A 21,992-nucleotide genomic window follows, 5' to 3' on the forward strand; every position below is an offset into this window, starting at 1 on the left:
GCTGCTCGTCCAGGCCATCCAGCCCGGACACGGGGTTCAAGTCCTCAGCGTTCTCCACGCCGGACATCATGTCGGTCATCAGGTGCACTTCCATGATCGGGAATTACACCGCTCGTTTTACAGTCCCGCGCTGGTGGTCCTCGATCGGATGTAGTGCGGTGAGCAGTTGCGCCCGCGGGCCGATCGACACGTCGTCGCCGATCGTGATGGGCGCGCAGTCCATCAGGATCGCGTCGTAGTTGAGGAAGCTGTTGCTGCCGAGCGTGATCGGGTGGCCGTAGTCGCACTGGAAGCGCGGCATGATCCAGGAGCCCGCGCCGATTCCGCCGAGCAGCTCGCGCAGGATCTCCTGCCGCTCCGCGTCCCCATCCGCCGTGGTGGCGTTGAACCGGTCCAGCAGCCGCTGGCATCGACGTCGCTCCGCGACGAGTCCGGGATCGCTGTCCTTGTACCACTCGCCGCGCAGCATGCGGTCGCGTTGATCACCCATCGGGCGATCATTCCCCGTCCTCCCGCCGCCGCTCGCGCCGCTCCTGTTCCCGACGACCAGCGCCGCCACCAGGGTCAGCGCGTCGGCGGCCGCGACGGGCGCTCCCACAGCCCGTTGTAGCTGACCAGCCAGGTGACCATCGCCGCGGTCGCCGCCGCGGCCAGCGCGTGCGACAGGCTCGGCACCAGCCACTACGGCCGGTTGTACCGCACCATCCCCAGCAGCATTCGGCCACCGGCACCTCACCGTCCTCGGTGAGCACGAGCCGACGGCGGCGCACCCCCACGTTCCACCCGATCTTGGCGCTGACCTGCCGTTCCGGTGCACGGCGCAGTTCCTCGGCGACCTCGGTGGCGATCTTCAACGGCAGGCCCGGATCGGCGAGCAACCCCACGGTCACGGTCATGATCGGCGAGTACCCGGGACCTCCTGCTCGCAGTCCCAGGATGTGAGTCTGACAACAGAACCCACCAGCTGAAGGCTGGTTTTCCCACCGCGATCTCGTGGCGGCGCGGGGCCCGCCTATGGTAGGCGCGATGCGTAAACACCTCTGGGTCGTTCCCCTGTTGTGCGCGGTGTGGCTGTTCTTCGCTTTTCGCGGGATGTTCACCGCGATGCCGACCCGTCCGCAGATCGACTTCGAGGTGTACCGCTTCGGCGTTCAGTCCTGGTGGGACGGCCACGGGCTCTACGGGGCGTTGCCGCCGACCGCCAACGGCGCCGTGCTGCCGTTCGTCTACCCGCCGTTCGCGGCCGTGCTGCTCAGCCCGCTGGTGCTGCTGCCGTGGGACGCCGCGGTGTTCACGCTGTACCTGATCAGCACGGTCTGCTTCGGACTGACGATCTACCTCGTCTCCCGCGCGGTGTGGCCCACGCTCGGCCGGATGGGCGGGCTCTGCGTCGCCTCGGTCGCGCTGCCGCTGAGCGTGTTCCTCGAACCGGTGAGCCAGACCTACCAGTTCGGCCAGGTCAGCCTGATCATGATGGCCCTGGTCGCGATCGACTGCCTGGCGGGCAGGACGGTGTGGCCGCGCGGGTTCGGCATTGGGATCGCGGCCGCGATCAAGCTGACGCCCGCCGCGTTCGTGCTGTTCTTCCTCGTCCGCAAGGACTACCGGTCCGCGATCCGGGCCGGGATCACCTTCGCCGTCGCCGCGGTCATCGGCTTCTGCGTCGACTTCTCCGACTCGGTCCGCTACTGGTTCGAGGGCGGGCTGTCCGGCGGCGGCGTCAGCGGCACCGCGTTCAAGACGAACCAGGCCATCGAGGCCGTACTCGTGCGCACCGGCCTGACCGGCGCCCCCGAGAAGATCCTCTGGATCGTGCTCGTCGCCGCGCTCGTCCTCCTCGTCGCGCTGGCGATGCGCCGCAGCGAACCCGCGCTCGCGCTCGTCGCCAACGCCGGGCTGGGGCTGCTGGTCTCGCCCACCTCGTGGTCGCACTACTACGTGTGGGTCGCACCGGCGCTGGTGGTCATGCTCGCCTACGGCATCCGGCGCGCCCTCGAGCGGTCGTGGTCGGCGGCGGCCTGGTTCGGCTGGTCGGTGCTGACGGCGGTGTTCTTCTACCTCGCGCCGTTCCACAGCCTGCCGCTGACCGACTTCCCTGTCGTCAACGTGACCTGGACGTTCCCGCAGCAGCTGTCCGCGGCGACGTACGTGCTGGTCGGGGTCGCGCTGCTGCTCGCGTTCGCGATCCCCCGGGTGCGGGCGCGCACTGCCGAACCCGAGCTCGCGCCGCTTCCGCCCGCGAAGAAGCCGGCCCCCGCGGGTCAGTGACCGGCTACCAGGCCCCGTCGGCGGCCGGGCCGTGCAGCGGGTTGGGCACGCGGCCCGCCCACGCCTCCCCCGCCAGGTGCTCCCGGTTCGGCGTGACGCGCTCGACCTCGGGCGCGAGCAGGCCGTAGGCGTCGAACCGCTCCGCGCACGCGGGGTTGTCCGCCCGGTAGCGCGTGACGGTTTCGCGCACCAGGTCCCAGAACCGGGTGCGCGGCAGGTCGAGGTCGTCGAGCAGGATCTCCGCCCAGTACCGCAGCTGACCGGCGAACACCGCGTCCGACAGCGAACGGGCCAGCACGTTCGCGGGCCTGCGCGGCGCGTCGCCGAGCAGGCGGTGACAGTCCAGTTCCTCGTCCAGCAGCTCCACGCCGCGCGCGAGGTCCTTGATCGCCACTCGCAGCGGCCTGCCGTCCGGGGAGACGATCAGCACGAGGTTCGGCGCGTACGCGCCGAGCCCGACACCGTACTGGCACAGCCAGCCCAGCAACGGCCTGAGCAGCAGGTCGAGCACCTCGGCGCACCACTGCTCGGCGCCGAGACCGCTGCGCCGGATCAGCTCGGTGAGCACCGCGTGCCCGTCGAGATCGCGGTAGGGCAGCGCCGCGAACGACAGCGCCTGCTCGCCTTCGGCCACCCGGGACAGCACGGGCTCGCTCCACAGCGCGCCGATCGCGGTGTCCGGCAGCTCGCCGAACAGCGGATGACGCACGGTCACGCCCGCCACGCCGCCCAGCAGCTCCAGGCCCAGCCCGGCTTCGGCGTTGATCCGCTTGAGCCCGCCGGTGACGACGGGTGCGCCCGGCGCGGGCAGGACCGTCACGTCGCGCCGGGTGGGACGGCCGACGTTGGCCAGCGTCCACACGGTCTGATGTGGGCGGTAGTGGTCGTAGCCCGGCCCGAGGTCGACCAGCACACCGGAGGCCAGCTCGCCCGCGTACCGGACGCCCACGATCTCGTCGGCCTGCCAGGGATGCAGCGGCAGCAGGACGTAGTCCGCCAGCTCGCCCACCGTCTCGGTGAACTCGGCGCGCTGCTCGGCGTCGAGTTCCTCCAGCTGCAGGAGGTTCTCGCCCAGGTCGTCGATCGCGTCGAAGCGCGCGTGGTCGCGGCGCACGGCGAACCAGCGGAGCTGGATGTCCTCGCCGGACTCGGGTGCGTAGCGCGCGCGGTCCTCGGCCGAGAACCCGGCACGGCCGGCGTCGAACACCAGCGGCGGATGTCCGGCCAGATGCCCCTCGGCCAGGTTGTAATCCATTGTGGACAATTTCTCGGCGGTGGGCGCGCTGCGCAGCCTGCTCGACTCGTCGGCGATCGTGGCGGTCAGCTCGGTCAGCACCTCGGCCAGGCGCGAGCCGTACAGCCCGAGCGCGGTGCGGGCGTCGACCAGCAGCGCGCGCGGGTCCTCGACGGGCGCGGGTTTTCCGCCCTCGGCGGCGCGGGTGGCGCTGCCGAGGGCGATCACGAACGAGCCGAACGCGCCACGGCGCGCCCGGAACTCGTATACCGCCTCGCCCAGCGGCAGCCGCCAGTGATCCTCCCCCGCCGGTTCGGGTTCGAAAAGACCCTCGTGGGACAGTTCGCCGAGCAGACGGTGCGTGAGGTGCGCCGCCGCCTGCCGCCAGGCGGCCGCTTCGTCCAGCTGCTCGTCCGGATTGGTGATCACGATTGCCCTCCTCGCAGCGGTCAGTCGCGCGGCGCGAGCGCCTCGACCTGGGCGGCCTGGTCGCCACCCGTCGGCAGCAGCGCGATGACCGGCGTGGTCAGCCCGTTGTCCACATAGGACTCCAGCTTCTCCCGGCAGACGTCCGGGCTGCCGTGCACGATCAGCTCGTCCACCACCTCGTCCGGAATCGCCGCGTTGGCGCCCTTGCGGTCGCCGGAGGCCCACAGCTTGTGCATGGGGGCGAGCACGTCGCCGCGGCCGAGCCAGTCGTGGAACGCCGCGTACACCGGCACGGTGAGGTAGCTCGAGATCAGCATCCGGCCCAGCGCCCGCGCCGCGCCGGTGTCCTCGGTGGGGCAGACGAAGATCCGCGCCACCAGCTCGACATCCGGCCCGATCTCGGCGCGCACCTTCGGCACGTCGCCCGGCGCGAGCCAGTTCGTGATCGCGCCGTCGGACTCCTTCGCCGCGAGTTTGAGCATCCCCGGCCGCAGCGCGGCGAGCATGATCTTCGGCGGTATCTCGGGCACCCGTTCGAGCTTGAACTTGCTGACCGAAAACGTCGGGTAGTTCTCCGTGACCTTCTCCCCGGCCAGCGCCGACCGCAGGAACCGCAGGGTGTCCCTCGTGCGCTTATACGGCTCGGTGAACGCGCCCGCGTTCCAGTTCTCCACGATCACCGGCGAGGACGTGCCGATACCGAGCACGAACTTCTCGGGCGCGACCTCGGCGAGGGTGGCCGCGCTCATCGCCAGCAGGCCGGGTCCGCGGGTGTAGACGGGCGCGATCGCGGTGCCCAGCCGCAGCGACGGCGCCCACTGGGAAGCCAGCAACAGCGGGGAGAACGCGTCGGTGCCCGCCGTCTCGGCCGACCACACGTCGGTGTAGCCGAGATCCGGCAGCCGCTCGATCAGCTCGCGGTGCGCCGTCAGCGGCACCCCGGTCAGCGGAATCGTCAGACCCCAGCGCTTCACGACGTCAACTCCTTCTTGATCCATTCGACCTGTACGCGCATCAAGTTTTCCGCGACCTCTTCGCCCTGTGGTGTCATGTGCGTCGCACCGGCCAGCGGCAGGAACGTGTGCGCCCGGCCCGCCGCGAGCAGCGCCGAGGACAGCCGCAGCGCGTGCGCGACGAACACGTTGTCGTCGGCCAGCCCGTGCACGATCATGAGCGACCGGCGCAGTTCCGGCGCGGCGGCGAGCAGCGAGTTGCGCTCGTAGCACTCCGGATCGTCCTGCGGCGTACCGAGATAACGCTCGGTGTAGTGGGTGTCGTACAGCGTCCAGTCGGTCACCGGGGCACCGGCGACGGCGGCGTGGAAGACGTCCGGGCGGCGCAGCACCGCCAGCGCGGAGAGGTATCCGCCGTAGGACCAGCCGCGGATCGCGACCCGGTTCAGGTCGAGAGCGGGATACTCGGCCGCGACCGCGTGCAGCGCCTCGACCTGGTCGGCCAGCGTCACCTCGGCCAGTCTGCCCGCGATCTCCTTCTCCCAGGCCGGACCGCGCCCCGGCGTGCCGCGCCCGTCGGTGACGAGCACCGCGAAACCCTGGTCCGCCAGCCACTGCGAGGTCAGGAACGCGTTGCGCGACTGCAGGACGCGCTGGGCGTGCGGGCCGCCGTAGGGGTCGAGCAGCACCGGCAGCTTGTCGCCCTCGCGGTGCCCGGCCGGAAACAGCAGCGCCGCGCGCAGGCCGCGCTCGCCGACGGTCAGCCAGCGCGGGCGCGGTTCGATGCCCGGATCCACGGGGTGGCTCGCGACCTTCGCGACCGGGACGCCGTCGCGCAGCACCGAGACCTCGGGCCCGCTGTGCTCCAGGCTCCACGACGAGAGCACGCTCACCCCGGCCGAACCTGCGCCGACGTGCACGCCGTCCGAAGTGGACAGACGGCGGACCGAGCCGTCTTCGGTGCGGTAGACGTGAATCTGTGTGGGATCCTCGGCCGAGGCGCTGAACAGCACCTCGTCGCCGACGTCGAGCACGGAGCGCACCTGCAGCTCCGGCCCGGTCACCGGCTCCCCGTCGACCACCAGCCGGTAACTGCCGTCCGCGGCGCTGACGTGCACGAGCTTGCCGCCGGTCGTCCACGCCGGCACTCCGGGCACGATCTCGACCCAGTCCGGGTCGGTCTCTGCGTGCAGCAGGCGGGTGCCGCCGGTGACCGGGTCGACCGCGAGGAACTCCAGGCTCCGCTGGTCACGCGGCTGCACCGCGAGCACCGGGGGGCCGCCGGCCGACCAGTGCACGGCCACCAGGTACTCCCAGTCGCCCCGTTCGACGTCCACCCGCGCGCCGTCGAGGCCGAAGAACGCCAGCGACACCTTGACGTTGGCGGTGCCGGTGGCCGGATAGGCGACCGTGTTGACCGCGTTTGCCGGATTGGCCGGATCGGCGATGTTCCAGCGCGGCACGTCCGCGCGGTCGGTGCGCTCCACCAGCAGGCTGCGCCCGTCCGGCGACCACCAGTACCCGCGTGCCCGGCCCAGTTCCTCGGCGGCGATGAACTCCGCGAGCCCCCACGCGATGTCCTCGCCGTCCTCCTCGGCGACCACGTGATCGGCGCCGGTGGCGAGTTCGATCACGCGCAGCCGGCGGTCGCGGACGTAGGCGACGTGCGTGCCGGAGGCGTTCACGCGAGGATCGACCACCGCACCCTCGACCAGTTCACGCACCTGGCGGGTGGCCAGATCCACCGTGTACAGCTTGCCGGACAAGGAGAACACGGCGATCCGCAGCTCCGCGTCGGTGGCGTAGGCGACCACGCCGCCGGCGCTCTGCCGGTTGCGCTCACGCAGCGCCTTCTCCTCCGGCGGCAGGTTCTCCTCGCCGGGCAGCAGCTCGGCCGCGTCGACGATCTTGGTCTCCGCCCCCGAGGACAGGTCCAACTCCCACAGGCTGTTGCGCCGGTCCGTGCCCGATTCCGACCGCAGGAACAGCAGCCGCCGCCCGTCCGGCGAGACGCGGAACTCCCTGGGCGTGCCCAGCGTGAACCGCTGGGTTCTGGCCTGCTTGCGAAGGAAGGAGAGCTCATCGGTCACGTTCGCACTCTTTCAGACACGCCCGCGACTTGGCGAACCCGGTCGCGGTCCGGCACGTCGCTTGGACGCAACGATCTTCTGTCCTTGCCTGGATCTGCGCAACGAACAGCGGCTCGATCGGTTCCGGACTGGCCTTAACCTGTGTTCATGAGGACCGCCGACTTCGTCGCGCTCGACGAACGCTGGAGCACGCACAACTACCACCCGCTGCCCGTGGTGATCACCGAGGGCGAGGGCGCCTGGGTGACCGATATCGAGGGCAAGCGGTATCTGGACTTCCTCTCGGCGTATTCGGCGCTCAACTTCGGGCACCGGCATCCCGATCTGGTCGCGGCCGCCATCGGGCAGCTGGGCAGGGTCACGCTGACCTCGCGCGCGTTCCACCACGACCAGCTGGGGCTGTTCTGCCGTGAGCTGGCCGAGCTGACCGGCACCGAGATGGTGCTGCCGATGAACTCGGGCGCGGAGGCGGTCGAGTCGGCGCTGAAGGTCGCGCGGAAATGGGCGTACGAGGTCAAGGGCGTCCCCGACGGCACGGCCGAGATCATCGTGGCGGGCGCCAACTTCCACGGCCGCACCACCACGATCGTGTCGTTCTCCACCGACGAGACGGCCCGCACGCACTTCGGCCCGTTCACACCCGGATTCGTCGTGGTCAAGTACGGCGACGTCGCGGCACTGCGCGACGCGATCACCGAGCGCACGGCGGCGGTGCTGCTGGAGCCGGTGCAGGGCGAGGCGGGTGTGATCGTGCCGCCGGACGGCTACCTCGCCGAGGCGCGACGGGCCTGCGACGAGGCGGGGGTGCTGCTGATCGCCGACGAGATCCAGTCCGGTCTCGCCCGCACGGGCACGCTGCTCGCGCTCGACCACGAGCACGTGCGGGCCGATCTGTACACGCTCGGCAAGGCGCTCGGCGGCGGGATCCTGCCGCTGTCGGCGGTCGTCGGCCGCCGCGACGTGCTCGGCGTGCTGCGGCCCGGCGAGCACGGCTCGACCTTCGGCGGAAACCCGCTGGCCTGCGCGGTCGGCCGGGAGGTCATCCGGCTGCTGGCCACGGGCGAGTTCCAGCAGCGCTCCACCGCGCTCGGCGCGCATCTGCACGCGCGGCTCGGGGAACTCGTCGGGCACGGCCTGGCCGAGGTGCGCGGCCGCGGTCTGTGGGCGGGCATGGACATCACGCCGGGCGGGCTGTCCGGCCGGGAGGCGTCCGAGGCGCTCGCCGGGCGGGGCGTGCTGTGCAAGGAGACCCACGGCAACACCCTGCGCATCGCTCCGCCGCTGGTCATCAGCCAGCAGGACCTCGACCGCGGCATCGACGCGATCGCCGGGGTGATCCGCCGTTAGCGGGTAGGTTGGTCCACATGGAACGCCCACTCGCCGGATCGCTGACGAGTCCCGAGGAGCTGTTCGCACGCGGCAAGGCGCTGCGGGAACAGTCTCCGCCCGCCGGGCACGACGTCACCAGCCCGAAGCGGCCCGGCGTACTGGCGTTCCTCGAGGCGAGCAACGAAGGGCGCCTCGAGGACCTGATCCCGCTGCGGATCGGGCGCATGACCGCCTCGCCGTTCGCGTTCTTCCGCGGCTCGGCCGGGCTCATGGCGGCCGACCTCGCCGGCACCCCGGACAGCGGCCTTGCCGCGCGGCTGTGCGGCGACGCGCACGCGGGCAACTTCGGCCTGTACGGCACCCCGGACGGGCAGATCGTCATGGACATCAACGATTTCGACGAGACGATCGACGGCCCGTGGGAGTGGGACCTCAAACGGCTCGCGGCCAGTCTCGTGCTCGCCGGCCGCGAAGGCGGTGTGTCCGAAAAGGACTGCCGGGACGCCGCCGAGGACGCGGCGAAGTCCTACCGCCGCACGGTGCGTGCACTGGCCGAGCTGCCACTGCTGCGGGCGTGGAACGCGCTGCCCGACGCCTCCGCCCTGGACAAGGTCGATGCGGGCGATCTCGCCGACGAGCTCGCCAAGGCCGCGTCGAAGGCCCGCAAGAACACCAGCGCCAAGGTCTCGGCCAAGTGGACCCAGCACATCGAGGACCACTACACCGGCGTGCGGCACCACCGCTTCGTCGAGGATCCGCCCGTGCTGCGGCACGTGGACGAGGCCACCGCGGACGCCGTCTTCACCGGACTGGTGTCGTATATGGACACTCTGCGGGAGTCGCGGCGGGAGCTGATCTGCCGGTACCGGGTCGCCGACATCGCGTTCCGCGTCGTGGGCACCGGCAGCACCGGCCTGCGCAGCTACGTCGCGCTGCTGCACGGCAACACCGACGAAGACCTTGTGCTGCAAGTGAAGGAGGCCCGCCCGTCCGCGCTGGCGCCGTACCTGCCCGCCCGGCCCGCGCGGCACGAGGGCGAGCGGATCGTGCACGGCGCGCGGCGGGTGCAGGCCGAGACCGACATCCTGCTCGGCTGGACCACGGTCGAGAACCGGCCGTTCATCGTGCGCCAGTTCCGCAACATGAAGGGCTCGATCGACGCGACCACGCTCAAGGGCAAGGACCTCGACGACTACGGCAGGCTCGCCGGCGCACTGCTCGCGCGGGCCCACATCCGCTCCATTCATCCGCGGCTGCTCGCGGGTTACCTCGACGGCGACGACGACCTCGACGAGACCATCGGGCGGTACGCGGTGCGCTACGCCGACCAGGCCGAGGCCGACCACGCCGAACTGGCGAAAGCCGTCAAGGACGGCGAACTGCCCGCTCTGGAAGGCGTATGAGCTGGGTCGCGGCCGTCGCGGCACTCGCCGGGATCGCGCTCGGCCTGTGGGTGCCCGGCGGCGCGGTACCGGTGGACCACGGCGGCCCGCTTCTGGAGATCATGGTGCAGCCGACCGAACCGTACGTGCTGCTGCCCGCGATCGCGCTGATGACCGCGTGGTGCGCGGGGAAACGCCGCTGGCACGGTCTCGTGCTCTGCCTCGCGGGCAGCCTCGTGCCGGTCGCGCTCAACACGTGGGTGCTCAAGCCGCTGTTCGACCGCCCGCTGCACGACTACCTCGCCTATCCGAGCGGGCACACGGTCAGCCTGGTCGCCGTGCTCACCGTGCTGGTGCTGCTGGCGAAACGGGTGCTCGCCGCCGTGCTCGCCGTGGTGGTCACGGTCATCGCGGGCACCGGGCTGGTCGGACTGGGCTACCACTACCCCGTCGACGTGGCGGGCGGGACGTGCTTCGCGGTCGCCCTCGTGCTCACGATCGCGCTGGTACTGCGTCTCGTGCCAGTGCCATCAGGCGGCTCACCGCGCGGAGATACTTCTTCCGGTAGCCCCCCTGCAGCATCTCCTCGGTGAACAGCTCCGACAGCGGCCGCCCGGACGCGAGCACCGGGATCGCGCGGTCGTAGAGCCGGTCGGCGAAGGCGACCAGCCGCAGCGCCACGTTCTGGTCCGGCGCCGGACGCACGCCGCGCAGGTGCACCCGGGACACGCCGTCCACCAGCCGGCCGTAGCGCGACGGGTGCAGGCTCGCCAGGTGGTCGCACAGCGCGTCGAACTCGTCGATCGTCGCGCCCTCGTGCGTGGCCGCGGAGCTTTCCAGCGTCTCCTCGTCGGCCGGGGGCGGCGGCTCGGGCAGGCCGCGGTGCCGGTAGTCGGGGCCGTCCACGCGCACCACGGAGAACCGCTGCGACAGCGACTGGATCTCGCGCAGGAAGTCCTCGGCCGCGAACCGGCCCTCACCGAGCTTGTCCGGCAGCGTGTTCGAGGTCGCCGCGACGTACACGCCCGCGTCGGTCAGCTCCCGCAGCAGCCGCGTGACCAGCATCGTGTCGCCCGGGTCGTCCAGCTCGAACTCGTCGATCGCCAGCAGCCGGTGCTCGGACAGCCGCCGCACGGCCTCGGTGAACCCGAGCGCGCCGACCAGGTGGGTCAGCTCGACGAAGGTGCCGTACGCCTTCGGCGAGGGCGCGGCGTGCCAGGTGGACGCGAGCAGGTGCGTCTTGCCCACGCCGAACCCGCCGTCGAGGTACAGACCGCCCGCGCTCGGCTGCTTGCCGCCGCCACCGAACAGGCGGAACTTCGGCTTGCGCTGCGCCGCGCCGTCGATGCGCCCGGCGAAGACCGCGCACGATTCGACGGCCTGCGCCTGGCTGGGCTCGTCCGGATTGGGCACGTAGGTGGAGAACCGGACGCCGTCGAACCGTGGCGGTGGCACGAGCGAACCGATCAGTTCGTCGGGCCCGATCTCGGGGCGGCGGTCGGTCAAATGCATGGTTACGAGCGTATCTGGGAAGCCTCGCTCGACCGCGTTGTCGTCTCGTGTTGGGATGCATCTCATGGATCAGCTGTGGCCTGCCCCACTGAACGACCTGACCGACGACGACCTGGCCCGCGTGTACGGCTATCCCGAGCACCTGGACGAGCCGTTCGTGCAGGTGAACTTCGTGTCCTCCGCCGACGGCGCGGCCACGCTCGAGGACCGTTCGGAGGGGCTGTCCCATCCGGCGGACAAGCGGATCTTCCTGCTCGGGCGGGACCTGTGTGACGTCGTGCTCGTCGGCGCGGGCACGGTGCGGTCGGAGGGCTATCGCGGGGCGCGCACCAACGACGAGCGGCGCGCCCGCCGCGCGAGCCTGGGGCTGTCGGAGATCCCGCCGATCGCCGTGGTGACCGGCAGCGGCCGGATCGACCCCTCGTGCGCACTGTTCACCGACACGAAGGTGCCGCCGATCGTCATCACCACCGAGCACGCCTCGGAGCAGCGCCGCGCGGAACTGGCGAAGGCCGGCGCGGACATCCTCATCGCGGGCGAGCAGATGATCGACCTGACCGCGGCGCTGGACGGGCTGGCGCGGCGCGGGCTGTACCGGATCGACTGCGAGGGCGGCCCGCATCTGTTCGGGGAGCTGATCGCGGAGGACCTGGTGGACCAGCTGTGCCTGACCGTCGCCCCGGTCCTCGCGGGCGCCGGCGCGGGCCGCATCGCGATGGGCCGCCTCTCCAGCGAGGCGCGGCGCATGGAACTGGCCTCGGTGCTGCACGAGGACGGGTTTTCCATGTTGCGGTACCGGAAACGGGCCTAACCTGAACACATGCTCCGTTCCCCACGGCTCGACCTTGTGGAACTGTGCCCGGAAACCCTGGCGCGCATCGCCGACCGCGATCGCGCCTGGGTCGAGGCGAAGCTGGGCGTCGAGGTGCCCGAACCGTGGCTGGACGTGGTGCCCGCGGAGGTCAACCACAAGCTGGTGCGCGAGGATCCGGCCGTCGCGCCGTGGCTGTCCCGCGGGATCGTGCTGCGCGAGGAGTGCCGGCTGGTGGGCGAGATCGGCTTCCACAGCCGGCCGGACAGCCTCGCGGTGGTCGAGATCGGGTACGAGGTGCTGCCCGAGTACCAGCGTCGCGGCATCGCGCGCGAGGCCGCCTACGCGCTCACCGACTGGGCGCACGCCACCACCGAGGCGACCGTCGTCTACGCGACCATCGCGCGCACCAACCGCGCCTCCATCGCGCTGGTCCGTTCGCTCGGTTTCCGTTACGACGAGACCTACATCGATCCGGTGGAGGGCCCGCTCGTGTTCTACGAAAGCAAGCTTCCGCTGGCGCGCTGAGGCAGAATGGCGCGCATGCTGCCCGTGCGCCCGCCGATCCAGCCGATGCTCGCCCGCGCGGTGAAGACCATTCCTGATGGCGCGGATCTGCTGTTCGAGCCGAAGTGGGACGGCTTCCGCTGCCTGGTCTTCCGCGACGGTGACGAGCTGACCCTGCAGTCACGCGCGGGCAAACCGCTCAACCGGTACTTCCCCGAGGTGCTCGAACGCCTGGCCGACGTACTGCCCGGCGCCGTGGCACTGGACGGCGAACTGGTCGTCGCGCGCGACGGGCATCTGGACTTCGACGCGCTGACCGAGCGCATCCATCCCGCCAAGAGCCGGGTCAGCCTGCTGGCCGGGCAGACCCCGGCCACGTTCGTGGCGTTCGACCTGCTCGCGCTCGACGAGGTGTCCTTTATGGACGAGCCGACGAGCGTACGCCGCGGCAGGCTGGAGAAGCTGACCGGCGAAGGCGTCAACATCACGCCCGCGACCAGCGATCCGGAGACCGCGCGGCACTGGTTCACCCTGTTCGAGGGCGCGGGGCTGGACGGCGTGATCGGCAAACCGCTGGACGCGGTGTACCAGCCGGGCAAGCGGATCATGTCGAAGTACAAGCACTCCCGCACCGCCGACTGTGTGGTCGCGGGGCTGCGCTGGCATGCGGATTCGCAGCCGGGCGAGGCGGTGGGCTCGCTGCTGCTCGGCCTGTACGACGACAACGGCGTGCTGCACCACCCCGGTGTGGTCGGCTCGTTCCCCGCGGCGCGGCGGCGTGAACTCGCGACGGAACTGGCGGAGCTGATCACCGACGGCCCGCACCCGTGGCTCGGCGACAACGTGGTCGCGGGGCAGCGGCTGCCCGGCGGCGTCACGCGGTGGCGCAGCACGGAGCAGCCGTGGGTGCCGCTGCGCCCGGAACGCGTGGTCGAGGTCGGCTACGAGCACACCGAGGGCGGCCACCCGGCGCGGTTCCGGCACACCGCGCAGTTCGTCCGCTGGCGCCCGGACCGCGAACCGTCCTCGTGCGGCTACGCCCAACTGGACGAACCCGCCCGCTACGACCTAGCCGCCGTCTTCCAGGGCAAAGTCCACCCCTGACACCCTCGCGAGTCGAGGATTGCGTGCGCCCGAGTCGAGGGTTGCGTGCGCCCGAGTCGAGGGTTGCGTGCGCCCGAGTCGAGGGTTGCGTGCGCGGGAGTTGAGGTTGCGCGCGCGAGTTGAAGGTTCCGCGTGCGCGCCGGGGCTTTCGGACGGCGCGAGTTGAGGGTTCCGAGAGCGCGAGTCGGGCGTTCCACGTGTGCGAATCGAGGATTCCAAGCGCGCGAGTCGAAGGTCTCGCGACGCGCGAGTTGAGCGTTCCAGGCGTGCGAGTTTTCGACACAGCGGGCGGGCTTCGATGAGCCTCGTCGCCCTCAACTCCCGATTCGAACGCGCGCAACCCCCGACTCGGGCGCGCCCAACCCACGACTCGCGCGCGCAAGCAACCGCCGCCGCCGCCGACTCGGGCGCACCCAACGCCCGACTCGGGCGCACGCAACCCCCAAACCGGGCGCACCCAACCCCAACTCGCGCACACGCAAGCCCCGACTCGGGCGCGCGCAGCGCCCAACCCTGGCGCGCCCAACCCGCGACTCGGGCGCACGCAACGCCCGACTCGCGTGGCGGTGGGTGGGGCCGCTTACTTGCTGCTCACCGGGGGCGTGCGAAGGTCGCAGTAGCAACGTCATGAATTGAGGGGACTCGTCTTGTTCCGCCGGCCTGCCCTGCTTCCGCTCGTCTTGCTGGTGCCCGCGCTGCTGGCGGGCTGCACCGCGGGGCCGTCGCAGCGCCCCGCCGTGGTGGACAACGACCAGCACTCCACCGCCCCGGCCTCGAGCACCGCGCGGCAGGTCCCGCTGCCGCCGCTGACCGAACCGCAGTCCCCATCGGTGGACTGGACCGACTGCGACCAGGACACCCGCGCCCGGCTCGACCCGCCCGCCGTCCCGGCCACGCTGCACTTCATGTGCGGCAACGTCCGGTCCGTCCTCGACTCGCCCGACCTCCCCGGCCGCGTGCAGACCCACATCGGCCTGCTCAAAGCGGGCGACGGGCCGATCCCGCTGCTCGTGCTCAACGACGTCGACGGGGAACCGGGCACGCTCTACGCCGCGCACCTCGCCGCGATCCTGCCCTCGGCGATGCTGCAGCGGTTCTCCCTGATCGGCGTCGACCGGCGCGGCACCGGCGGCTCCGACGCGATCGGCTGCGTGCCCACCGACGTGCGCGGCCAGTTGCTCAGCACCGACCCGGCGGGCGGCGACCTCGAACCGGTCCTCGACGCGGCACGTAAGGCCGGCCAGCAGTGCTCGATCGAACTGGGCAGCGCCCAGCAGGCGATCGACGCGTGGCGCACCGCGGGCGATCTGGACGAGATCCGCCAGGAACTGGGCGTGCCGAAGCTCAACGCGATCGCCCGCGGGGAGGCCGCGCAGGTCGTCACCGCCTACGCCAACCGGTTCACCGGCAGGCTGGGGCGCATCGTGCTCGACGGCGTGCCCGACCCGTCCAGCGATCCGGCGACCGTGCTCGGCGAGCTGGCCGCGGCACAGCAGGCCACGCTGGAGGCGTTCGGCGCGAACTGCGCGGCCCGTGGCTGCCCGCTCGGCCAGGACGCCGTGGGCGTGGTGACCGCGCTGCTCGCCCAGCTGCGCGCGAACCCGCCCACGCTGGCCAACGGCGTGCCCTTCGCCCCCGGGGTCGCACTCAACGCGGTGCTCATGGGCCTGCGCGACCCGGCCCGCTGGCCAGAGCTGGCCGATGCCATCCAGGCCGCCCGCACCGGCAACCCGACCCAGCTCGCCGCGTTCGTCGCACCACTGATCAACGGCTCGCCGGTCGCGCCGTCCCGGTTCGACGGCGCCCTGGCCACGCAGTGCAACGACACCGCGACCCGGATACCCGCGGACCGCATCACCGCGCTCACCCAGCAGCTGCGGCAGCGTTCGGCGCTGTTCGGCGGCCTCGTCACGCAGCAGCTCGTCTGGTGCGCGCCGTGGCCGGGGCGCACCGAGGCGATGCCCTCGATCGGGGTGGCCGGCACCCCGCCGATCCTGGTGACCAGCGCCGCCGCCGACCCGGTGACCCCGGAGACGGGCACCACCAGGGCCACCGCGCAGATGTCGAGCGCCGTGCGGATCTCGTGGCAGGGCGCCGGGCACGGCGCGCTCACCTCGCCGTGCGTCGGCGAATCCGTGCGGACATTCCTCGTCGACGGCAAGGTGCCCGCCAATGGCACGCTCTGCCCGGCGTAGGCGCCGTCTCCGCAGGCCGTTACCCTTGTCGTTCGCCAGTCGTCCAGGTCCTGCACCGGGGGTTACCGTGTCATCTTCCGCCGTCGAGGCCCCGGCCGCCGTGCCGCCGCCCGCGGTGCCGGAGAGACGCGCGGTGCCCGCCGCGGTCTTCTGGACCGTGCTCGTGCTCGGCGCGGTGGCCGGCGCCTGGTACGTCAAGCAGGTCGTCGGCGACATGGGCAGCCTGATGCACCTGAAGGACCTGGGCGTGTACCAGATCGCCGGGCAGCGCATCGTCGACGGCGTCTCGGTCTACGACACCCCGCTGCTGGGCAACACGCGCGGGGTGTGGGAGTTCGTGTACACGCCGTTCGCGGCGCTGCTGTTCGTGCCGCTGGCGAAGCTGCACGGCGACCTGTTCACCTCCGTCGGCGCGATCGGCGATTTCGTCGCGCTCGCGGTCGCGGTGTGGGCGGCGCTGTCGATGCTCGGCTACCGCCGCGACCTGCGGCTCGTCGTGTTCAGCCTGCCGCTGTCGGCGCTGCTCATGTGGTGCGAGCCGATCCGCGAGACGATGGCGTTCGGCCAGGTCAACATCCTGCTGATGACGCTCGTGCTGGTGGACATGGCGCTGCCGGACTCCTTCCGCGGCAAGGGCGTGCTGACCGGGATCGCGGCCGGGATCAAGCTGACCCCGCTGTTCTTCCTGGTGTATCTGCTGTTCACCCGGCGCTACCGGGCCGCGGCGGTGTCGGCGGGCTCGTTCGTCGCCACGATCGCCATCGGTTTCGCCGTGATGCCGCACGATTCGAAGACGTTCTGGTCGGGCGCGTTCGCCGACCCGACGCGCGTCGGCGTGCCGGAGAACCCGCAGAACGAGTCGCTACGCGGCATGTTCGCGCGCAGCATCGGCCTGGACGGCGGCAAGCAGCTGCTGTGGGTCGCGCTCGCCGCCGTGATCGCGCTGGCGTGCCTGCTGCTCGCGCGGAAGCTGTCGTTCGGCCGTCAGGAACTGCTCGCGGTGACGCTGTGCGGCCTGGCCACCACGGCGGTCTCGCCGTACACGTGGGTGCACCACTGGGTGTGGTGGGGCGCGTTGCTGGTCTACCTGCTGCACGCGTCGCTACGGCGCAAGGCGGTGCTGGCCTGGCTCGGGCTGCTGGTGGCGGCCGTGGTGACCTCCGGCGGGGTGCTGATGCTGTTCGGCTCGAAGCGCAGCAGCGTCCTGGACTTCCCGTCGTGGAACCATCTCGGCGTCGTCTACCACAACGCCTACATCTGGCTGACGCTCGCGCTGTTCGCCGCGGTGGCGGTGCGGCTGCGCAAGCTCACGTCGGCGAGCCCGCGGTAGGACTCGAGCAGTTCCCCGCGGTCGTAGGTGCTCGTGGTGACCAGCACCTCGTCCGCCCCGGTGCGTTCGACGAGCTCGCCGAGCTCTCGCGCCACGTCGTCGCCGGTGCCGCGGATCTGGCCACGCAACGCGCCGGCGAACAGCTCGCGTTCCCGTGCCGTCATCGACCCCACCGGCACCTCGCCGGGCGGGATCAGCGGCGGGAACACGCCCCGGGTGCGCGAGTACGTCATCGCCCAGGCCTCGGGCCACAGCAAGCGTTCCGCGTCCTCGGTCGTCCCCGCGACGGCGACGGTCGCCGAGACCACCACGTAGGGATAGGGCGACCACGACGAAGGCCGGAAGTTCTCCCGGTAGCGGCCGATCGCCTCGATCATCGGCGCCTCACCCCGGATGGCGCCGATGACCAGCGGCAGGCCGAGTTCCGCGGCGAGATCCGCACCCGCCCCGGTGGCCAGAATGAACGGCGGCACCCGCAGTCCTTCGGCGGGAAACGCGTGCACCCCCGGATGCTGTCGCTGCGTTCCGTCGAGGTAGCCCAGCAGCTCCCGCGCACCCTCGCCGAACGACCGCGCGTCCCGCTTGTCGTGGCCCAGCGCGCGGCGGATGCCGCCGGTGAAGCCGACCGACCGGCCGAGCCCCATGTCGATCCGGCCGGGATACAGCGACTCCAGCACGCCGAACTGTTCGGCCACCACGAGCGGCTGATGGTTGGGCAGCATCACGCCGCCCGTGCCGACCCGGATCCGCGAGGTCGCGGCGGCGACGGCCGCCGCGAGCACGGTGGGCGCCGAACCCGCCACGCCCGGTACCCCATGGTGCTCGGACACCCAGAACCGCTGGTAGCCGAGCTTTTCCGCCTCGACCGCGAACGCGACGGTGGCCCGTAGCGCCTCCGCGGGCGACTCCCCCTGCCTGGTGCGGGACCGGTCGAGCACGGAGAGCTTCATGTCCCGATCAACGTCGTGTCCGCGGGCGCCATTCCCTAAGCTGCGTTCATGCGATTCGGTATCTCCATCCCGCAGGGCTGCGCGGACGGTTTCGACGCGACGGCCTTCCGCGCGTACCTCCGGCGTGCCGAGGAGCTGGGCTTCGACAGCGGCTGGACCCAGGAACAGGTGCTGACCATGTCGGGCATGCCGCATCTGGGCGCCACCGAGACGATGACGTACGCGGTCGCGTGCACCGAACGGCTGCGGCTGGGCTGCTCGGTGTTCGTCACGCCGCTGCACAACCCCGTGCACCTGGCGAAAAGCCTCGCCACGCTCGACTTCCTCAGCGGCGGCAGGCTGGAGGTCGGTGTCGGCACCGGCGGGCAGGGCCGCATGTTCTCCGCGTTCGAGGTCGATCCGACGAGCCTGGTGTCCCGCTTCACCGAGGGTGTCCGGCTGCTCAAGGAGCTGTGGGCGTCGGACAAGGTCGATTTCGACGGCCGGTTCTGGCAGCTGCACGGGGCGGCGGTGGACCCGAAGCCGGTGCAGCGGCCCGGCCCGCCGTTGTGGTTCGGCGGCAGTGCACCCGCGGCGTTGCGGCGGGCGGTCCGCTACGGCGACGGGTTCTTCGGCGCGGGCTCGACCACCACGGCCAAGTTCACCGAGCAGGTGCGCGTCGTACGCGAGGCGCTCGCGGAGTCCGACCGCGACCCGGCGGATTTCGGCTTCGCGAAGCGGATCTACTTCGCCATCGACGACGACGGCGACCGCGCCCGCGGGCAGGTCGACGCCGACCTGGAGCGGCTCTACGGCAAGCCGGGACTGGGTGTGGTGGCGGTCGCCGGGACCGCGGCGGACGTGGTCGCGGGCGCGCAGGAGGTCGCCGCGGCGGGTGCGGAGCTGATCCTGTTCACGCCGCTGTCCAACGAGGCCGAGCAGATGGAACTCGTCGCCGCGGAGGTCGTCCCGCGGCTGCGGTGAGCCGGGTCGGTACGGTGTCAGGCACCGCAGCCGACATTTCCCTCAGGTGAGATCGTGAACGACTGGTCCTACAGCGAGTCCGAACGATGCCCGGCCTGCGATCATCGTGCCGTGCTTCCGGACGCCGCGACGGCGGCCGGTTTCGTCGCGCGCTCCGGCGGCCGGCTGGCCGCCCTGCCCTGCCCGGTCGGCAACGGATGGCACCTCGTCCGAGCGAGAGCCGAACCCGGACCGAATCGCTGATCTTGCCCGTCGCCGTGTGGGCCGCGTGGGCGTTTGTTCCGTTTGCGACCGGTCCACTTCGGACGGTTCGCGAGAAGTGCACGGTTTGTGCTTTGCTCACAAGAAAAACATAGGGACCTTCGTACCTACCGGGAAGCCCACACAGGACCGAGCCTCGAAGGTGGCGGCCCAAGTCCCCGGCCTGTCCTCTCGTTCTCATGACTCGACAGGGATTCTTAGATGAGCTTCATTTCCGAACGTGAGCACGCGGTCTCGGCGCAGTTCGACGGGGCGTCCGCCGCGGAGGCCTACGCCGCCTCGCACGACGACGGGGCCTCCGCACACTTTTCCCGGACCCGGATCGCGCTGGTCGAACGCTTTCTCCAGGCCGTACGAGGCGGAAGCCTGCTCGACGTGGGCTGCGGCCCCGGTATGATGGTGCGGGACGTGCAGAAGTCGCGACCGGGCGAGTTCCGCATCACCGCCCTCGACCGTTCGCAGGCCATGGTCGACGCCTGTATCCGCAACGCGGGCGAGGGCTCCGATGTCCGGGCCACCGTCGGGCGCGTCGAGCAGCTGCCCTTCGAAGACGGCGAATTCGACGTCGTGATCGCCATGGGCATACTGGAATATACCGACGTTCCGGTCGCACTCGCCGAAATCACGCGGGTCACCCGCCCCGGCGGTCTCGTGCTGGTGACCATGCTCAACCCGCGAAGCCCCTACCGTTTCGTCCAGTTCCGGCTGTTCTGGCCGCTGCTGAGAACATTGCGCCGTCTCGAGGCACTGCGCGGGGTACCACCGGAGCACCGGCACGGCCGGGTGGAGCCGGGGATCCGCCTTCATTCGGAGCGACGCTTGCGTGACATGTTCGCCGGCGCCGGGCTAGAGGCACGGGAGTCGGCCTACTTCGACGCCACGCTGCTCGTTCCGCCGCTGGACCGGTACCTGCCGCGCACCAACGGCGAACTGGCCCGCGCGACGCCGAACCACGGCTGGCGCGAGGCGCTGAGCACCGCATATCTGCTCGCCGCGCACAAGCCCGCCGGGTAACGCGTCCGGCGACTGTGACCGGCACCGCACACCGGCCGCGGCCGCCGGCGGAGGTCGGTGTGACAGGCTCCTGCGCGTGGCGAGCACGAAGCGATGGAGCCTGGCGCTCTTGGCGGTGGCGGCGATCGGCCTGGCGGGGTGTCACGCGCCGCGGGTGGCGTCGTCCTCCGCGACCGCGGCGACCACGTCGGCCGCTCCGGTGAAAACCAGCGGTTGCCATGTGCGCACCGAGAACGGCCAGCCGCTGCCGGACCCGGCGTGCACTCCCGGTGTCACCAATCCCGCCGTGACGCAGACGGACCTCCAGTCCACGGTCTGTAAATCGGGGTGGACGAAGACGATCCGCCCGCCGGCGTCCTACACCGACGGGCTGAAGCGGCAAGGGATCGCCGCCTACGGCGACACCGACACCAAACCGGGCGACTACGAGGAAGACCACCTGATCTCGCTGGAGCTGGGCGGCGCACCGTCGGATCCGGGCAACCTCTGGCCCGAACCCGGTGCGTCCCCGAACGCCAAGGACAAGGTCGAAAACGCCCTCCACAAGGCGATGTGCGACGGCAAGGTCACCCTGGCCGCCGCGCAACACGCGATCGCCACCGACTGGACCACCGCCGAGGCCACCCTCGGCATCGGGTGAGTCCGCGGCCGGTCGACCGAGCACGCCGAGTCGGGAGGGCCGGGTGATGGCCGCGGTGGCACCGGCCGCCGCCTAGTCTCGACCGGTATGGATCTTCAGTTGAACGGCAAGCGGGCGATCGTCACCGGCGCCTCGCGTGGCATCGGGCTGGCCATCGCACGCGGGCTCGCCGCCGAGGGAGCGGTCGTGGTCATGGTCGCCAGGAACGAGGCCGCGCTGGCGGCCGCGGCGGCGACGGTGCCCGGGACGACCGTCACGGTCACGGCCGACACCACGGACGACACCTCGGTGCGATCGATGGTCGAGCAGGCGGTCGGCGAACTCGGCGGCGTCGACATCCTGGTGAACGCGGCGGCGCAGCCGGCAGGCGGACCGGTCCCGCCCCTGACCGAGGTGACCGACGAGGCCGTGCACGCCGACTTCGACACCAAGGTGCTCGGCTACCTGCGCTGTGCCCGCGCGGTGGCCCCGCACATGACCGCCCAGGGCTGGGGCCGCATCGTCAACATCTCCGGCCTCAACGCCCGGCGCACCGGCTCGGTCTCCGGCTCCATCCGCAACGTCGCGGTGGCCGCGCTGACCGCCAACCTCGCCGACGAACTGGGTCCCCACGGGGTCGGCGTGGTCGTCGTGCACCCCGGCATGGTCGAAACCGAACGCACACCGGCACTCATCGCCGACAGGGCCGCGCGCAGCGGCCGGACCGAGGAGCAGGTACGCGCCGACCTGGCCGCCGCGAGCAGCCTGCACCGGATCGTGACCGCCGAGGAAGTCGCCGACGTCGTGGTGTTCCTGGCCTCACCCCGCGCCGTCGCGGTGACCGGCGACAGCATCGGCGCGGGAGGCGGCAACCGCGGCGCGATCCACTACTGAGACGACCGGACCACCGCTGGGTCAGCCCGAAAAACGGGGCGGTTCGAAATAGGCGCATTTCACGTTTCCCGTTTTCAATGGAACCGGTTTTTCCCTGCCCGTGTACGAAGAGAATCCGGTAACGGAGAACAACGGGAATTCCATATC

General features: G+C 71.2%; 20 protein-coding genes and 1 pseudogene. 15 read left to right on the forward strand and 6 right to left on the reverse strand.

The features are described from left to right. Nucleotides 1-130 precede the first annotated feature (130 nt). Nucleotides 131-490: pseudogene (locus tag HFP15_RS27810) on the reverse strand (maltose acetyltransferase domain-containing protein); the annotation flags it as partial. Between the two features lie 254 nt (nt 491-744). Between HFP15_RS27810 and HFP15_RS27815 the strand changes: the two are divergent. Together HFP15_RS27815 and HFP15_RS27820 are read left to right on the forward strand one after the other, a co-directional pair. Then, nucleotides 745-942 carry a hypothetical protein gene (locus HFP15_RS27815; protein ID WP_168519719.1) on the forward strand — a complete coding sequence of 66 codons (198 nt, stop codon included), beginning with the start codon at nt 745-747 and terminating at the stop codon, nt 940-942. Nucleotides 943-1,026: 84 nt separating this feature from the next. Next, nucleotides 1,027-2,268, forward strand: a complete 1,242-nt coding sequence (locus tag HFP15_RS27820) for a glycosyltransferase 87 family protein (RefSeq protein ID WP_168519720.1) — start codon at nt 1,027-1,029, stop codon at nt 2,266-2,268. Between the two features lie 4 nt (nt 2,269-2,272). On the opposite strand, the gene HFP15_RS27825 is transcribed toward HFP15_RS27820, so the two are convergent. The 3 genes from HFP15_RS27825 to HFP15_RS27835 are packed head-to-tail and all read right to left on the reverse strand — an operon-like array spanning nt 2,273 to nt 6,974. Beyond that, entirely contained in the window at nt 2,273-3,931 is a 1,659-nt protein-coding gene (locus tag HFP15_RS27825; RefSeq protein WP_312871778.1) for an IucA/IucC family protein, read from the reverse strand. A gap of 20 nt (nt 3,932-3,951) precedes the next feature. Beyond that, nucleotides 3,952-4,905 (reverse strand): LLM class F420-dependent oxidoreductase, encoded by a 954-nt coding sequence (locus tag HFP15_RS27830; protein WP_168519721.1) that lies wholly within the window; start codon nt 4,903-4,905, stop codon nt 3,952-3,954. Then, the gene (locus HFP15_RS27835) at nt 4,902-6,974 is read right to left on the reverse strand and encodes a S9 family peptidase (protein WP_168519722.1); all 2,073 of its coding nucleotides are present in this window, start codon (nt 6,972-6,974) and stop codon (nt 4,902-4,904) included. The genes HFP15_RS27830 and HFP15_RS27835 overlap by 4 nt, the downstream gene beginning before the upstream one ends. A 147-nt stretch (nt 6,975-7,121) precedes the next feature. On the opposite strand from HFP15_RS27835, the gene rocD reads away from it, so the two are divergent. The 3 genes from rocD to HFP15_RS27850 are packed head-to-tail and all read left to right on the forward strand — an operon-like array spanning nt 7,122 to nt 10,278. Beyond that, nucleotides 7,122-8,321 carry an ornithine--oxo-acid transaminase gene (gene rocD, locus HFP15_RS27840; protein WP_168519723.1) on the forward strand — a complete coding sequence of 400 codons (1,200 nt, stop codon included), beginning with the start codon at nt 7,122-7,124 and terminating at the stop codon, nt 8,319-8,321. A 17-nt stretch (nt 8,322-8,338) separates the two neighbouring features. Next, a complete protein-coding gene (locus HFP15_RS27845) occupies nt 8,339-9,706 on the forward strand; it encodes a DUF2252 domain-containing protein (protein ID WP_168519724.1) in 1,368 nt (455 codons plus the stop codon). Beyond that, on the forward strand, nt 9,703-10,278 hold the full coding sequence (locus HFP15_RS27850) for a phosphatase PAP2 family protein (RefSeq protein ID WP_168519725.1): 576 nt from the start codon (nt 9,703-9,705) through the stop codon (nt 10,276-10,278). Before HFP15_RS27845 ends, HFP15_RS27850 begins: the two co-directional genes overlap by 4 nt. On the opposite strand, the gene zapE is transcribed toward HFP15_RS27850, so the two are convergent. Then, complete coding sequence (zapE, locus tag HFP15_RS27855) at nt 10,178-11,197, reverse strand: cell division protein ZapE (protein WP_210717966.1); 1,020 nt, start codon at nt 11,195-11,197, stop codon at nt 10,178-10,180. The two genes, HFP15_RS27850 and zapE, sit on opposite strands and share 101 nt — an antisense overlap. A gap of 64 nt (nt 11,198-11,261) precedes the next feature. On the opposite strand from zapE, the gene HFP15_RS27860 reads away from it, so the two are divergent. From HFP15_RS27860 to HFP15_RS27880, 5 genes are all read left to right on the forward strand, one after another. After that, complete coding sequence (locus HFP15_RS27860) at nt 11,262-12,008, forward strand: pyrimidine reductase family protein (RefSeq protein ID WP_168519727.1); 747 nt, start codon at nt 11,262-11,264, stop codon at nt 12,006-12,008. A gap of 9 nt (nt 12,009-12,017) precedes the next feature. Continuing rightward, the gene (locus HFP15_RS27865) at nt 12,018-12,536 is read left to right on the forward strand and encodes a GNAT family N-acetyltransferase (protein ID WP_168519728.1); all 519 of its coding nucleotides are present in this window, start codon (nt 12,018-12,020) and stop codon (nt 12,534-12,536) included. Between the two features lie 15 nt (nt 12,537-12,551). Beyond that, a complete protein-coding gene (locus HFP15_RS27870; RefSeq protein ID WP_168519729.1) occupies nt 12,552-13,619 on the forward strand; it encodes an ATP-dependent DNA ligase in 1,068 nt (355 codons plus the stop codon). A gap of 632 nt (nt 13,620-14,251) precedes the next feature. Then, on the forward strand, nt 14,252-15,814 hold the full coding sequence (locus tag HFP15_RS27875; protein ID WP_246272095.1) for an alpha/beta hydrolase: 1,563 nt from the start codon (nt 14,252-14,254) through the stop codon (nt 15,812-15,814). Between the two features lie 67 nt (nt 15,815-15,881). Then, nucleotides 15,882-17,144 (forward strand): glycosyltransferase 87 family protein, encoded by a 1,263-nt coding sequence (locus HFP15_RS27880; RefSeq protein ID WP_312871779.1) that lies wholly within the window; start codon nt 15,882-15,884, stop codon nt 17,142-17,144. Here HFP15_RS27880 and HFP15_RS27885 read toward each other — a convergent pair. Next, complete coding sequence (locus HFP15_RS27885; RefSeq protein ID WP_168519731.1) at nt 17,066-18,094, reverse strand: MsnO8 family LLM class oxidoreductase; 1,029 nt, start codon at nt 18,092-18,094, stop codon at nt 17,066-17,068. The genes HFP15_RS27880 and HFP15_RS27885 overlap by 79 nt on opposite strands. A 48-nt stretch (nt 18,095-18,142) precedes the next feature. On the opposite strand from HFP15_RS27885, the gene HFP15_RS27890 reads away from it, so the two are divergent. The 5 genes from HFP15_RS27890 (at nt 18,143) to HFP15_RS27910 (ending at nt 21,845) form a co-directional block, all read left to right on the forward strand. Further along, complete coding sequence (locus tag HFP15_RS27890) at nt 18,143-19,057, forward strand: LLM class flavin-dependent oxidoreductase (protein WP_168519732.1); 915 nt, start codon at nt 18,143-18,145, stop codon at nt 19,055-19,057. A gap of 54 nt (nt 19,058-19,111) precedes the next feature. Beyond that, on the forward strand, nt 19,112-19,300 hold the full coding sequence (locus HFP15_RS27895) for a hypothetical protein (RefSeq protein ID WP_168519733.1): 189 nt from the start codon (nt 19,112-19,114) through the stop codon (nt 19,298-19,300). 219 nt (nt 19,301-19,519) lie between these two features. Further along, the gene (locus HFP15_RS27900; RefSeq protein WP_168519734.1) at nt 19,520-20,332 is read left to right on the forward strand and encodes a class I SAM-dependent methyltransferase; all 813 of its coding nucleotides are present in this window, start codon (nt 19,520-19,522) and stop codon (nt 20,330-20,332) included. A 76-nt stretch (nt 20,333-20,408) separates the two neighbouring features. Beyond that, nucleotides 20,409-20,972, forward strand: a complete 564-nt coding sequence (locus tag HFP15_RS27905; RefSeq protein ID WP_168519735.1) for a hypothetical protein — start codon at nt 20,409-20,411, stop codon at nt 20,970-20,972. Between the two features lie 87 nt (nt 20,973-21,059). After that, the gene (locus tag HFP15_RS27910) at nt 21,060-21,845 is read left to right on the forward strand and encodes an SDR family NAD(P)-dependent oxidoreductase (RefSeq protein ID WP_168519736.1); all 786 of its coding nucleotides are present in this window, start codon (nt 21,060-21,062) and stop codon (nt 21,843-21,845) included. The last annotated feature ends 147 nt before the right edge of the window (nt 21,846-21,992 follow it).

Source organism: Amycolatopsis acididurans (assembly GCF_012328925.1).
Taxonomy (GTDB): Bacteria; Actinomycetota; Actinomycetes; order Mycobacteriales; family Pseudonocardiaceae; genus Amycolatopsis_E; species Amycolatopsis_E acididurans.